Origin of the sequence: Candidatus Brevundimonas phytovorans (assembly GCA_029203145.1) — a bacterium.
GTDB classification, from domain to species: Bacteria; Pseudomonadota; Alphaproteobacteria; order Caulobacterales; family Caulobacteraceae; genus Brevundimonas; species Brevundimonas phytovorans.
Map to the genome: position 1 here is coordinate 425,476 of CP119309.1, position 12,336 is coordinate 437,811.

Annotated in this window: 13 protein-coding genes and 1 tRNA gene; 7 read left to right on the top strand and 7 right to left on the bottom strand. The window is 68.2% G+C overall.

Annotated elements, in window-relative coordinates; translation table 11 throughout:
* Positions 1 to 82 precede the first annotated feature (82 nt).
* Complete coding sequence (locus tag P0Y52_02080; GenBank protein WEK58351.1) at positions 83 to 385, bottom strand: RNA-binding S4 domain-containing protein; 303 nt, start codon at positions 383 to 385, stop codon at positions 83 to 85.
* On the bottom strand, positions 382 to 2,874 hold the full coding sequence (locus tag P0Y52_02085) for a helicase-related protein (protein WEK58352.1): 2,493 nt from the start codon (positions 2,872 to 2,874) through the stop codon (positions 382 to 384). Before P0Y52_02085 ends, P0Y52_02080 begins: the two co-directional genes overlap by 4 nt.
* A gap of 264 nt (positions 2,875 to 3,138) precedes the next feature.
* Between P0Y52_02085 and P0Y52_02090 the strand changes: the two genes are divergently transcribed.
* Positions 3,139 to 3,215: transfer RNA gene (locus tag P0Y52_02090), tRNA-Arg, on the top strand.
* Positions 3,216 to 3,285: 70 nt separating this feature from the next.
* Positions 3,286 to 3,843 carry an NAD(P)H-dependent oxidoreductase gene (locus P0Y52_02095; GenBank protein WEK58353.1) on the top strand — a complete coding sequence of 186 codons (558 nt, stop codon included), beginning with the start codon at positions 3,286 to 3,288 and terminating at the stop codon, positions 3,841 to 3,843.
* 14 nt (positions 3,844 to 3,857) lie between these two features.
* Here the strand turns inward: P0Y52_02095 and P0Y52_02100 are convergent, their stop codons facing one another.
* The 3 genes from P0Y52_02100 to P0Y52_02110 are packed head-to-tail and all read right to left on the bottom strand — an operon-like array spanning position 3,858 to position 6,465.
* Positions 3,858 to 5,024, bottom strand: coding sequence for a glutathionylspermidine synthase family protein (locus P0Y52_02100; GenBank protein WEK58354.1), 1,167 nt, complete (start codon positions 5,022 to 5,024; stop codon positions 3,858 to 3,860).
* A 3-nt stretch (positions 5,025 to 5,027) separates the two neighbouring features.
* A complete protein-coding gene (locus P0Y52_02105; protein WEK58355.1) occupies positions 5,028 to 5,768 on the bottom strand; it encodes a PspA/IM30 family protein in 741 nt (246 codons plus the stop codon).
* A gap of 16 nt (positions 5,769 to 5,784) precedes the next feature.
* On the bottom strand, positions 5,785 to 6,465 hold the full coding sequence (locus P0Y52_02110; protein ID WEK58356.1) for a YjfI family protein: 681 nt from the start codon (positions 6,463 to 6,465) through the stop codon (positions 5,785 to 5,787).
* Between the two features lie 135 nt (positions 6,466 to 6,600).
* Here P0Y52_02110 and P0Y52_02115 point away from each other — a divergent pair, with 135 nt between their 5' ends.
* From P0Y52_02115 to P0Y52_02135, 5 genes are all read left to right on the top strand, one after another.
* Complete coding sequence (locus P0Y52_02115; protein WEK58357.1) at positions 6,601 to 7,248, top strand: YjfK family protein; 648 nt, start codon at positions 6,601 to 6,603, stop codon at positions 7,246 to 7,248.
* A gap of 21 nt (positions 7,249 to 7,269) precedes the next feature.
* Complete coding sequence (locus P0Y52_02120; protein WEK58358.1) at positions 7,270 to 7,683, top strand: DUF350 domain-containing protein; 414 nt, start codon at positions 7,270 to 7,272, stop codon at positions 7,681 to 7,683.
* 38 nt (positions 7,684 to 7,721) lie between these two features.
* Positions 7,722 to 8,300 carry a DUF1190 domain-containing protein gene (locus P0Y52_02125; GenBank protein ID WEK58359.1) on the top strand — a complete coding sequence of 193 codons (579 nt, stop codon included), beginning with the start codon at positions 7,722 to 7,724 and terminating at the stop codon, positions 8,298 to 8,300.
* A gap of 3 nt (positions 8,301 to 8,303) precedes the next feature.
* Entirely contained in the window at positions 8,304 to 8,552 is a 249-nt protein-coding gene (locus P0Y52_02130; GenBank protein ID WEK58360.1) for a hypothetical protein, read from the top strand.
* A 66-nt stretch (positions 8,553 to 8,618) separates the two neighbouring features.
* Positions 8,619 to 9,017, top strand: coding sequence for a hypothetical protein (locus P0Y52_02135; GenBank protein ID WEK58361.1), 399 nt, complete (start codon positions 8,619 to 8,621; stop codon positions 9,015 to 9,017).
* A 222-nt stretch (positions 9,018 to 9,239) separates the two neighbouring features.
* Here P0Y52_02135 and P0Y52_02140 read toward each other — a convergent pair whose 3' ends face one another.
* Together P0Y52_02140 and P0Y52_02145 are read right to left on the bottom strand one after the other, a co-directional pair.
* Positions 9,240 to 11,825, bottom strand: a complete 2,586-nt coding sequence (locus P0Y52_02140) for a TcfC E-set like domain-containing protein (protein ID WEK58362.1) — start codon at positions 11,823 to 11,825, stop codon at positions 9,240 to 9,242.
* Positions 11,822 to 12,295, bottom strand: coding sequence for a hypothetical protein (locus tag P0Y52_02145; GenBank protein ID WEK58363.1), 474 nt, complete (start codon positions 12,293 to 12,295; stop codon positions 11,822 to 11,824). The genes P0Y52_02140 and P0Y52_02145 overlap by 4 nt, the downstream gene beginning before the upstream one ends.
* Positions 12,296 to 12,336 lie beyond the last annotated feature (41 nt).

Consider the following 12,336-nt stretch of genomic DNA (forward strand, 5'->3'; position numbering starts at 1 on the left):
CAGCCGTCGAGTCGCCCCCTCCGTCACGTCGGCTTCGCCGCCGCGCCACCTCCCCTTCGCTGCGCGACAGGGAGGAAGGAAATCAGTCGTCAGGCGCGTCGAGCGCCGCATAAAGGGCGCGGGCTTCCTCGGGAGGGCCGCGCCTTTCGCCTAGATGGAGCACGCGCACGGCGATCAGCCGCCCGCCTTGGGCGAACAGCAGGTCGTCGCCGGGGTGGACGCTGCGGCTGGGTTTGTCGAGACGGGTCTGGACGCTGCGGTGGGTCAGGCGGATGGCGCCGCGCTCGACCATGGCGGCGGCGACGCTGCGGGTCCTGGCGAAGCGGGCGCGCCATAACCACAGGTCGATACGGCAGCTGTCCTCGCCTCTGGCGGCGGGGGTCACGCGGAGGCGGCCTTGCGCCTCGGGCGGCGCTGGCGGCGCGGAGGCGGGGGCGGCTGGGTCAGTTGGGCCAGGGCCGCGAAGGGCGAGTCCTTGGGTGGCGGGGCGGGTTGGCCTAGGCGCGGGGCCTTGTCGGCGCGCGGCAGGCGCAGGGCGATCTGAATGGCCTTGGCCTGTTCGGCGGTCCAGCCCAGTTCGGCCAGGGCTTCGGGCGACAGCGGCGCCTTGCCTGGCGCTAGGTCAGCCAGGCGTTCCAGCGCTTCGACAGGGGCGCTCCACGACCAGACGGCGCGACGCCCGAAGGCCGACAGCGCGCGAGGAGAGGGGGCAGGCGAGGGCAGGGGCGCCAAGGCCTCGCCGCCGGGACGGAAGGGTTCGGTCACAAAGGCCTGGGCCAGCAGTCGGGCGCGGGGCTTCAGCACGCCGGGCAGCCAGACGGAGTGGGCGCCGATGCGGATGGCGAAGGTCTTGACCGTGCGCCGTTCGTGCTGGCTCAGCGCCGTCAGATCGCGCTCGACCTCGGCGCGGGGGATGACGCCGCCCGCCTCGATCAGGCGGAAGGCCAGGCCGCGCGGCAGGCCGGTCAGGGTCCCGTTGTCGACCGCCTGACGCAGGCGGCGCAGCTCACGCAGGGCGCGCCCGGCCTCCGACGCCAGCCAGGCCTCGATGCGCCGCTGCGCCCGCTCGCGCGCCGGGACCGGGCCGAGGTCGCCCAGCAGCCGCACGCGCGGGGCGAAGGGATCGTCGTTGGTGATGCGGGCCGTCAGGGCGCCCTTCCACAGGACATCGCCGCCGCCTGAGCGCGGGTTGGGAATGACGCTGAAGGCCTCGTCGGCCTCCGCCGCCAGCTTGCCCAGACGTCGCGCGATCTCCGGCCCCACGGCGCGGGTCGCGGCCTGGCGCAGGGCGCGGTCGGCCAGGGCCGAGCCGCCCGCGTCGGGGGTGAAGCGCACCCCCTCCAGATGGCCGACCACCTCGCCCTCGACCGTGACCTCGCCGTCGTCGGCCACGCCCGCGAGCGTGTCTGAGCGCACGTTCAGCGCCCGCATCAGGGCCGTGGTGCGCCGATCGACAAAGCGCGCCGTCAGCCGTTCGTGCAGGACGTCAGACAGGCGTTCTTCCAGCGCCTTGGTCTGATCGCGCCACCCTTGCGCCTGATCCATCCAGTCGGGACGGTTGGCGATATAGGCCAGGGTGCGCACGCCGGCGAGGCGGGCCGACAGCTGGTCGATCTGGCCGTCGTCGCGGTCCAGATCATTGAAGCGGGGGGCCACCCAGTCCTCGGTCAGGCGCCCGCGACGGCTGGTCAGGGCGGTGAAGATCTCCTTCGACAGGCGGGCGTGTTCGTCCAGGGTGGTCTTCTGGAAGTCCGGCAGCTGGCAGGTCTCCCACAGCCGCATCAGGGCGCCGCGCGAGCGTGCGACCTTCTTGACGTCCTCATCCGCCGCGAAGCGCCGCAGCAGGGTCTCGTCCAGGGCCTGGGCCGTCAGCCGCAGGCCGAAGCGTTGAGGCGTCACCGTCAGCGAGCGCAGCAGGTCGGGCAGGGTGTCGAAGTCCAGTCGTCCGTGACGCCACTCGGCGGCCTCGACCGGATCAAAGCGGTGAGTGACCACCTGTTCGAGGATGTCCTCGTCCAGGTCCTCGGCCTCGCCGGTGACGCCGAATGTGCCGTCGCGCAGGTGGCGACCGGCGCGCCCGGCGATCTGGCCGATTTCAGACGCGTGCAGCCAGCGGGTGCGCGTGCCGTCGAACTTCCTCAAGCCCGCAAAGGCGACATGGTCCACGTCCATGTTCAGCCCCATGCCGATGGCGTCGGTGGCGACCAGGAAGTCCACCTCGCCCGACTGGAACAGCTCGACCTGGGCGTTGCGGGTGCGGGGGCTGAGCGAGCCCATGACCACGGCGGCCCCGCCCCGCTGACGACGCAGCAGCTCGGCGATGGCGTAGACGCGCTCGGTGGAGAAGGCGACGACCGCGCTGCGGCGGGGCAGGCGGGTCAGCTTCTTGGAGCCGGCGTAGGACAGGGTGGACAGGCGCTCGCGGGTGACGATCTCGGCCTCGGGGACCAGGGCGCGGATCAGCGGGGCCATGGTCCCCGCCCCCAGGAACATGGTCTCGAACCGGCCGCGCGCGTGCAGCAGGCGCTGGGTGAAGACGTGGCCGCGTTCCGGGTCGGCGACCAGCTGGATCTCGTCAATGGCCAGGAACTCGACCTGACGTTCCAGCGGCATGGCCTCGACGGTGCAGACGAAATAGGCCGGGCGCGGCGGGACGATCTTCTCCTCGCCGGTGATGAGGGCGACGGCGGCGGCCCCGCGCTGCTTGACGATCCGCTCATAGATCTCGCGCGCCAGCAGGCGCAGCGGCAGACCGATCATGCCCGAGGCGTGACCCAGCATCCGCTCGACCGCCAGATGGGTCTTGCCGGTGTTGGTGGGACCCAGGATCGCCGTGACGCGCGATGGGGCCATGCCTGCGGAACGGTCGCTCATGTCGGGTTCAAGGTGGAGAAGGGCCGCGGGTTTCTCAAGCGAAACCGCAGAGGGGCGCCAAGAATGAACAGAAGCTTTCCAGCGCATGGAACGAGCGCGAAACGAATCATGACCGAATCAGCGACACGGCCCGATTCAGGCTTTGTTCCCCACAACATATTGTAGCTTAACGGGGATTAATCGCTAGGAGTTTCTTGCCGGGCGCCAAATCGACGGCGCCCATCTTTCCCTCGCCCGCGCGACCGGCTAGTGACGATCCGAGACGGCCCCGTAGCTCAGCTGCATAGAGCAAGGCTTTCCTAAAGCCGAGGTCGGGGGTTGGAGTCCCTCCGGGGTCGCCATTTTTTCATTTGAAAAATCAAGGCAGCTGCGTCTCCTAGCGCGGGCTTGGGCTATGGGAGAGGACGACGGATGCGTCTGGTCGGAATGTCGGGCAGCCTGAGGGCGGCCTCCTACAACACCGCCCTGCTACGGGCGGCGCAGGGGCTGACGCCCGAAGGGGTGGAACTGGTCGAGGGCTCGATCCGGGGCATTCCCCTGTATGACGGCGACGTCGAGCGGGATCAGGGCCTGCCCGAGGCGGTGGTGGCGCTGAAGGCTCTGATCGCCGACTGCGACGGCCTCTTGCTGTTCACGCCCGAATACAACAACGGCATCCCTGGCGTGTTCAAGAACGCCATCGACTGGTTGAGCCGCCCGGCCTCGGACATCGAGGGGGTGTTCGGCGGACGGCCGGTGGCGGTGCTGGGCGCCTCGCCCGGCCCGTTCGGCACGGTGATGAGCCAGGCCGCCTGGTTGCCGGTCCTGCGCACCCTGGGGACCGCGCCCTGGTTCGGCGGGCGGCTGCTGATCCCGCACGCTGACGAAGCCTTTGACGCTGAAGGCGGGCTGACGGACGAGGCGGCGCGTCGGCGTCTGGCCCGCTTCATCGGCGGCTTTGTCGCGCATTGCCGCTCAAGCCGCGGCTGATCGCCTGGGCCGGCCTAATCCCGGATGAAGTGGGGCAGGAAGCGCGAGGTGTTGCGGGTGATCAGGCTGACGTCTTCGCGCAGGCTCATGCCCGCCGCTTCGTCGCCGACGACCCAGGAGCCGACGATGACGTGGTTGCCGTCGAAACTGGGCGGGTTGCACAGGGCCTGACGGATCCAGCGTCCCTCGCCATAGCCGCCGTCGATGACCTCGGCGGTGCTGCGGCCCTGTTCGATCAGTTCGACGTTGGCGCCCTCGCGTGAGAAGAGCGGCTTGCGGACATAGGACGAGCCCAGCGCCGTGTGGGCCGGGTCGTCCTCGAAATAGGCTTCCAGCAGGTTGGGGTGGCCCGCGTGGCGTTCCCACAAAAGCGGCAGGATGGCCTTGTTGGACAGGATGCTCTTCCACGCCGGTTCCAGCATCAGGACGCCGGCGCCGGGCAGGGGGGCGGCGTAGTCGTCGCGCAGCATCTGCTCCCACGGATAGAGCTTGAACAGCGCCTGGATGATCCAGTTCTCGTGATCGACGAACTGACCGTCCGCGTTCAGGCCGATCTGGTCGATGGCGACGAACTGCGGCTCCAGCCCGGCCTGTTGGGCCAGGTCTTCGAGGAAGCGCACGGTCTGGCGATCCTCGACAAAGTCGGCGTCCGAGCTGAAGTGGACGAAGCCGCCGTTGGGGAAGATGGCGCGGAAGCGATCGACCAGCTTCTCGTGCAGGCTGTTGAACTGGTCGGCGTCGGCGGGCAGGGCGCCCGCCTTGATCTGATCCTCCAGCCACAGCCACTGGAAGACGGCGGTCTCGTAGATGCTGGTCGGGGTGTCGGCGTTGTATTCATACAGCTTGGCCGGCCCCGTGCCGTCATAGGCGAAGTCGAAGCGGCCATAGAGGGACGGGTCGCCCCGTTTCCAGCTGTCGGCCACGTAGTCCCGCATGGGCTCGGGGATGTCGAGCTGCTCCATCAGCCGCTCGGACTGAACCGCCTCGGCCACCAGATCAAGGCAGAAGCCGTGCAGTTCCTCGGTCGGCGCCTCGATCCCGTCCTCGACCTCGGCCATGGTGAAGGCGTAGGCGGCGGTTTCGTCCCAATAGAGCTCGCCGCCGGTGTGCCGCCAGGTGAAGCCGAGGCTGTCGGCCTGGGCGTCCCAGTCGGGGCGGGGATCAAGGCGCAGACGCTGCATGGATCAGGCCGGGTCCTTGTCGGGCGTCGCTTGACCAATGCGCGGGGTGACGATGGTCACGTCCTTCTGGGTCAGGCGGGCCAGAACGTCGTCAGCCGACGAATGGCCGGGCAGGATGCCGGCGTCGCGCAGCTTGGCGTCCAGATCGGCGCCGGTGCGACGGTCTTCCAAGGCCTGGTTCTCGCGCAGTTTTTCTTCCTGCACGGCCTGACGCTGCTTGATGCGTTGCAGGCTGTCGGCGGCCGAGCCGATGCGCGAGTTGGCGCCGGCCGAGTTCAGGGCCACCGAGGTCTGGGCGCGCTGGACGGACTCGTTGACCTTGACGATGTCGATCTCGCGACGAAGCGTCTCGATCTTCTGGTCGGTCGCGGTGATGGCGGTGCGCAGGCGCGTCTCGGCCGTCTTCATGTCCTCGATCAGCGGGCCGCGGGTCGAGATTTCGACTTCCAGTTCGGCGATGCGGCCGGCGACTTCGCGCGCCAGATCGGTCTTGCCCTGACCCAGGGCCGAGCGGGCCGAGCTCTCGTACTTGGCGATCTGGTCGTGGAAGCTGGCCATTTCGTTTTCGGCCATGCGGCGGCGCGCCACCAGACCAGCCAGGTCGTCGCGCGCCTTGCCCTGGGCGTTGTCGGCGTCGCGGATTTCCTGATCGAGGATCTTCAGCGCATTGGCGTCGACGACGCCTTGCGCTGCGTCATGTGTGGCGCCGCGAAACAGGGCGGAGAGTTTTCTGAGCATGGACATGGTGGGGTCTCCGGGATCAGGCGGCGTCGGCGCCGAAGGTTTCACGCAGTTCGGTGGCGTCGATGGCGTTTTCCGCCAGGGTGCGCAACTCGATCAAAATGGTTTGCAGCGTCGTCTTGCACGACAGTTCGCCCATCAGCTCATAGACGTCCTCGCCGCCGACATTGGTGATGGCGAAGTTCGACAGGGGCACCACGCGCTGGGCCTTCAGCAGAAACTCGTTGAAGGCGTGGCGGTCGGCCTGTTCGGCCACGGGCCACAGCAGCACCGAGCAGACGATCTGGGCGCCGCCGACGCTGAGATAGACCGGCAGGTCGCCGTACTCGTGCATGGTGGCCAGCAGCACCGGCTCGGCGCCTTCCAGCACGCGCAGGGTCATCTCGCCGTCGCGGACCAGGGGCGAGGCGTCCATCGCCGCCTTGATGGCCGGCACGGTCCAGGGGGTTTCGATCACGGCGTCCATGTGGTGGTCGTCTCCAGAAGGGATAGGGTCAGAAGTGGGGCGGCGCTGCCGCCCGGCAAGATGGGGGCCGCGCGTGGAATCGGTGACAATGGCGCGGACGGCGGCCTTGACGTCGTCGCGGGCGGCCTCGGGCACCCAGAGCTCCAGCTTGACCAGCCCGGCCTCGCGGCGCGCCTGTCGCCACGCACGGATGCGCTCGGTCGCGGCGGAGGAGGGGGTAGGGGGTGTGGTCATGTTTCATGTAACGCGTAACATGAACGCTTGACATTGGGCAATGCAGGACGGAATTTCAGGCCATGATCCGCATCATTCGGTCGCACGGCCTCTGTTCGCTCGCAGTCGGCCTGCGGCAGGCCTAGATAGTCGCCCATGTTCAAGAAGCTTTTCGGACAATCGAACAAGGCCGCGCCCGCCCCGGCTCTGGCCATGGTGCGCAACATCACCGTGGGCCGCACCGTGGCGCTGGATCCTCTGGCCTGGCGTCGGCTGGGCGACGAGACGCATTTCACCCTGGACCGCGACGTGCTGGACATCACGGCCCAGGGGCTGGTCAGTCTGGATGACGGGACCTTCGTCCACCGCTTCTACACCGACGACCACGTCATGCTTCAGGCCATGAGCGCCGATGCGGCGGGCCTCGACTGTTATGATTTTTCGCTGTTCATCCCCTGGACCTCGGCCTATCCGCCCCATGAGCGCGAGCGCCGCGTCTGGCGCGACCGCCTGTCTGCGCCGGTGTTTCATGGCGCGGCCGAAGACCTGCCCGACTATCCGCGCTTCTGGTTTTCCGAAAGCGACGCGATCCAGCCGCCCGTCACCCTGTGGGAGACCATCTGGGACGACCGCGCGGCGGCGACGCCCTATGCCAGGATTTTCCAGACCTGCATGCTGTATGCGCGGGAACTGGCGGGCGGGCGCGAACTGATGATCGCCCTGGAGCAGCAGCCCGAGGGCGGCGAGACGACGCACGAAATCATGATCGGCATTCCGCTGGAAATGGCCGAGTTCCGCGCCTGACGGCGCCTGGGGAGAAGCAAGATGTTTGACTGGTTCGGATTTCAGCAAGGGGCGATCGCCTTCCTGATCGCCTTCGCCATGGCCGGGGTCTTCACCGTGGCGTTCAAGCTGATCTACCAGTGGGTCACGCCGTATCACGAGCATACCCTGATCCGCGAAGGCAACACCGCCGCCGCCATTGCCCTGGGCGGCGCCCTGATCGGCTATGTCCTGCCCCTGGCCTCGGCCCTGTCGCACACTGTCAGCCTGATGGAGTTCGCGGCCTGGGCCCTGCTGGCCGGCGTGATCCAGATCCTGGTCTTTGTCACCATCAGCCGCATGGCCTTCCGCAACCTGGTCGTTCGGATCGAGGCGGGCGAGATCGCGGCCGCGGTCTATCTGGCCGCCATCTCCATCTGCGTCGGGCTGCTGAACGCCGCCTGCATGACGGCGTAAGCGCGATGACCGATCCCACGCCGAATGAAACCAGAACCATGCGCAAACTGAAGCGCTCGCGCGTCCTGCACGTCAGCAGCCTGATGGCCACCGCCAGCTTCTCTCTGGCCGCCTGCGGCGCGCCCCAGGTCGCCGCGCCCGAGCCTGATCCGGTTCAGGCCTATACTTCGCTGGACGAGTGCCGCGCCGCCAACGACATCTCGGACGCCGAGTGCGATGCGGCTCAGGCCGCCGCCCAGAAGGCCGCCGCCGAGACCGCGCCGCGCTACGCCACCCAATCCGAATGCGAAGGCCAGTGGGGGCCCTCGCAGTGCCAACCCAACCAGAGCGGCGGCGGGTCCTTCTTCACGCCGCTGCTGACGGGCTTCATCATCGGTCAGATGCTGGACGGCGGGCGCTATCGCGGCGGCGGACCGCTGTATCGTGACCGCGACGGCCAGTATTCCAACGGTCACGGCGGCGGCTATACCTATCGCGACTATCGCACCGGCAAGACCCTGACCAACGGCCGCGAGCACGGCGACGTGGCCCGTCAGGCCCCCAGCCGGGTGCAGAGCCGCACCACCGTCGTCTCGCGCGGCGGCTTCGGCGGCGGCGGCCGCGGCTACGGCGGCTGAACCATGGCGACCGAAACCGTTCACATTGTTCAGGCCTATGTTCAGGCCAAGAACGGCGTCGTGCGCGCCGAGCCCCAGATTGGCTGCAAGGACGCCGAGGAGGCCCGACGCAAGGCCGAGCGCCTGGCCCCCCTGCGGCATGGGGTGGTCGCCTTCACCGTCTCGGCCGACACCGAACTGGGGGACTACGACGAGGAGGCCGAAATCCTGTTCAAGGCCGGCGTCCTGCCGCCGCCTTTCGGTGAGGAATAGAGGCCCGAGGCGGTTGCATCCGTCGCCTTCGGCGCTAGAGAGCGTGCTTCAGACGAGGAGCGGCGCATGAGCCAGGGCGATGACCTGTTGGACGAAGACGGCGGCGGCTTCGACGTCGACGACTGGACGCGGCTGAAGCCCTTTCGCGACCGGATCGCCACCCTCGACGATGTGCAGGCGCGCCGGGCGGTCTTCGCCCTGGGCGATACCGAGGACCCCCGCGTCATCGATATGGACCTGCCGCAGCCGGTCATCTGGTGGGAGGAGGACGGCGAGCAGGCCGCCGTCATCGTTCAGGCCGAGGCCCACGTCGGCTCGGACGGCGAGACCATGGAGGTGCTGGGCCTGATCCTGCCAGACGGCGACGGCGCCGTGGCCCTGCTGGACGATGTCGACCTGGTGGACGACACCGACCCCACCTGGCGCGCCCTGGTCGCCAACGCCGTCGACGGCGCCGACGACTGAGGGGCTTGGCGTCGGCGGCCGGGACCTCCGGCCGCCGACGCCGCCTCTATAGGGCCCGTCACCATCCGAATCGTCCCGCTGAGATGGTCGCTCTCTCTGCGGAATACATCAGCATGGATGATGCGATCCACCTCTGACACCGGGTCAGGCGTTAGGCGTCAAGGCCGCCCGCGGGGACGCGCGGGCCGACGCCCGCTCCGTCGCGGGCGCAGCCGGCCAGCCTCAACGCCCCGAGGGATCGGCGGTTCGGCATTCCACATCGCCGAGGCGATGGAAGGCGAGGGTTTCGTTCTGGGCGCCGATCAGGCTTGAAACGTCCAGGGGTGCGCAGGCGACGCTTTCCGTGGGCCTGAACTCGATCCGTCCATCCCCGAGGGCTGTAATGGTGAAATAGCCGAATGAGTCCGTCGCCGTCAGGTCGCCTCCCGATCGCATCAGCACCCCTTCTAGCGGCGAGCCGTCCGGTCCGACCAGCCGACCGAAGAGAGTGTATTCCCGCTTGGCGTCGAACTTCAGCCGTACGACATTGCCGGGGTAGAGCGTGACCCGGCGGATCGAGAGATCCGCATCAAAGGGCGGAGCGTTCTCCGGCGTGAGGGTGAGTTCATAGTCAGCGTAGGCAGGCAGTCCGACCGCCGTCCGCGCGCCCGGCCGCAACAGGTCCGCCGGCTGGGAATCGACCCGGACGCGGTAGCCGGATGCCGGATCGATAAGCCTGTCGGACGTGTCGGCCTGGATTTCGGCGATTATGACGGCCTCGCCGGGGCGGGCCATCCCGAACTGAGCCGCCCCGCCGCCGATGGCGAAGCCGGACTGGACGCTGCCGTAGACGGTCGAAAAATCGCCGCTCCGCGTGCTGATGTGCTGGGCCGTGATTTCACCCGTCGCGATACGGGATGCGACCAGCGTGGAGGCGTAGATACGATCGTTGTCGGCGTTGGTCGACAGCCCCCCCTGACTGGTGAAGTTGAAGTCCCGCCATTCGTCCCGACGCGAAACGCTCACATTGGCGACCGGCGACAGGCCTGCGCGCAGGCTTTCGCTATCTGTAGAGGTCTGCTCCAGGCCCAGGCTCGCCGTGCCGTTGGTGCGGGAGCCGACGCCGAAGCCGAAGGTCAGGGTGAAGCCAACGCGGGTGTCCTGCTCGGTCGTCTGGGCGTAGGTGTTCAGCAGGGCTCTACGGCCGGCGATCTCGAGAGGTCGATTGTATCTCAAGGCGGCGCTGTAGCGATCTTCGAAGCCTTCGACCTGAGAATAGGACGCCGACAGGTTCAGGGACCCGCCGCTCACCAGGAACTGGGCCGAGGCCAGGAAGGAATCTTCCGGCCTGACGAAAGCCCTGTAGCGCGAGGCCGACGCCGGGGCGCCGATCAGGGGCGCGTCCATCCTGATGGACCGGGCGGTGAGCGACAGACGCGCGTCGCCGAAGGTCAGGTTTCCGGTCAGGCTGGCCCCGTGGGAGCCGTCGCTGCCCGCAGCGACAGCCGCAATGCCTTCGAAACGCGAGAAGATCGAGCGCACCGACAGTTCGCCGAAGGTCTGGCTGTCCACCGCCAGCAGGGTGAACTCGGCGGCCGAGGTCGCGCCGATACGGCGCGCGACCCTGCCGGAAAGGATGAGGGCGTCTGTCTCGACCTCCGGCAGGAACTGCTCCTTCAGGCTCCCATCGAATCGTTGATCGGGCACATAGAGGCCGACGCCGACCGTGAAGTCCGTCTTTCCGGCCGGCGGCAGGCCGCCGGCCTTGGAGAAGGAGCGGATTTCGTCGACCACGACGACGCCGTCCGCGCGGGCCGTGATGGCGACGGCATAGGCGCCGGTGGGCAGCATGCTGGTGTCGAGGCGCTGAGGCCCCGCCCCGTACCGCTTGACCGACAGCAGGACCCCGTTTCGCCGGATTTCGACATCCGCATCCCGCGGCAGAACCACGTCCAGCGGGCTGGCGCTGAACTGCTCGTCGCCCTCGAAGGGCGAGGTGAAGACGCCGAAATCCGATCCGACCATGCGGTAGTTGGTCAGGAGGGAGGCGTTGAAGTTCTCAATCAACCCCCCGCGCAGGATCCGGTCCGACCAGATGTGCTGACCATGAGCCTGGTTGAGCCGCGAGCCGCCGTCGCCGCTCGACACGAGCGTCTGGGCGATGAAGGCGGATTGGCCCAGGCTGATGAAGGTGTCGAAAGCGCCGCCGTATTCGAGGGCCTCGCCGAAGAAGTCGGCCGTGGCGAACGAGAGGCCCACATTCTGGACCAAGGTGAGCCCCTCCGACGAGGAACGTCCGAGGGTAAGCGCAGGCCGCTGCTCGATCACCGTGTCGGCGGCCAGGAAGAAGAGCTCTACGGAGAAGCGCTGCGGATCAACGATTGCGCCGCTCATGCCGGGTGGAAGCAGGCCGCACCCCAGGGTCTGGCCCGAGAAGCATCGATACTGCTCGTTGAGGTCCAGCGGCGAGGACAGAAGCGCCAGGACGGCTTCGCGCCTGATGACCCCGTCCAGCGAGGCCGCCACGGCTTCCGGTTCGGCGAAGGTGATGAAACCGTTCGACAGAACGGCGCGAAACGATCCTGTCGCACGGCCCTGGACGGTGACGTCGAACAGGGTATCGATCTCGTCGCTCAGGCCTTCAAAACCCGGTGGAGGCGCGGTTTGCACGCGCGCGGCCGGCGGGGAGGGGACGCTGGCGGCCGACATCTCCTCCAGACGCGTGGAGGCGTCTGCGGGCGCGGCGGCCAGCGCCAGAGACATGGGCGCCAGACAGGCGGACAGGGCGAGGGCGCGCGCCGAACGGCGGCGAAGGGGCAAATCGGTCACGCGGGCTCGACGGTGAATCGCATCTGGTTCACGTAGTCGCCGGCGACGACGGCGATCAGGTTCTGTTGGTCGATGCGAAACTCGATCGACACATTGCCGCCTGCGCCGCAGGCGTCATCGACAACCCGACCGTTGAACACGAGATCAGTTTGCCCGTCCCAGCGCCTGGCCTGACGGTCTCCGCCGGCCGTGGCGAATACGACCTCGATTTCGCGCGGACGGGAGGCGTCCGACGAAGCGATCCGCGGCGTCAGGTTGAGCGAAAAGCGCCCGGTGTTGGAGGACACGCACATCTGAACCTTGGATGCGGCGTCCCCGACGCCGTACCAGCGGTTCATGCCTGAGGGCGCGGACAGCAGGCGCGCGGACGCCTGAGGCTGCTGCGGCGCCTCGTCAGCCAGCGCGGGACCGACAGCGGCCAGGCCGAGCAGAAGGGCCAATACTTGTGTCTTTGTCATTTCGGCGCCCATTCAACTCAGGCGAGACGGAGATCGCAGGGAAGACGGGCCGG

Bases quoted from the DNA above. Each gene is read 5' to 3' on its own strand.
- P0Y52_02100 (WEK58354.1), bottom strand. From the start codon at position 5,024: ATGCAGCGTCTGCGCCTTGATCCCCGCCCCGACTGGGACGCCCAGGCC.
- P0Y52_02120 (WEK58358.1), top strand. From the start codon at position 7,270: ATGTTTGACTGGTTCGGATTTCAGCAAGGGGCGATCGCCTTCCTGATC.
- P0Y52_02130 (WEK58360.1), top strand. From the start codon at position 8,304: ATGGCGACCGAAACCGTTCACATTGTTCAGGCCTATGTTCAGGCCAAG.
- P0Y52_02135 (WEK58361.1), top strand. From the start codon at position 8,619: ATGAGCCAGGGCGATGACCTGTTGGACGAAGACGGCGGCGGCTTCGAC.
- P0Y52_02105 (WEK58355.1), bottom strand. From the start codon at position 5,768: ATGTCCATGCTCAGAAAACTCTCCGCCCTGTTTCGCGGCGCCACACAT.
- P0Y52_02125 (WEK58359.1), top strand. From the start codon at position 7,722: ATGCGCAAACTGAAGCGCTCGCGCGTCCTGCACGTCAGCAGCCTGATG.
- P0Y52_02115 (WEK58357.1), top strand. From the start codon at position 6,601: ATGTTCAAGAAGCTTTTCGGACAATCGAACAAGGCCGCGCCCGCCCCG.
- P0Y52_02085 (WEK58352.1), bottom strand. From the start codon at position 2,874: ATGAGCGACCGTTCCGCAGGCATGGCCCCATCGCGCGTCACGGCGATC.
- P0Y52_02095 (WEK58353.1), top strand. From the start codon at position 3,286: ATGCGTCTGGTCGGAATGTCGGGCAGCCTGAGGGCGGCCTCCTACAAC.
- P0Y52_02145 (WEK58363.1), bottom strand. From the start codon at position 12,295: ATGGGCGCCGAAATGACAAAGACACAAGTATTGGCCCTTCTGCTCGGC.
- P0Y52_02110 (WEK58356.1), bottom strand. From the start codon at position 6,465: ATGACCACACCCCCTACCCCCTCCTCCGCCGCGACCGAGCGCATCCGT.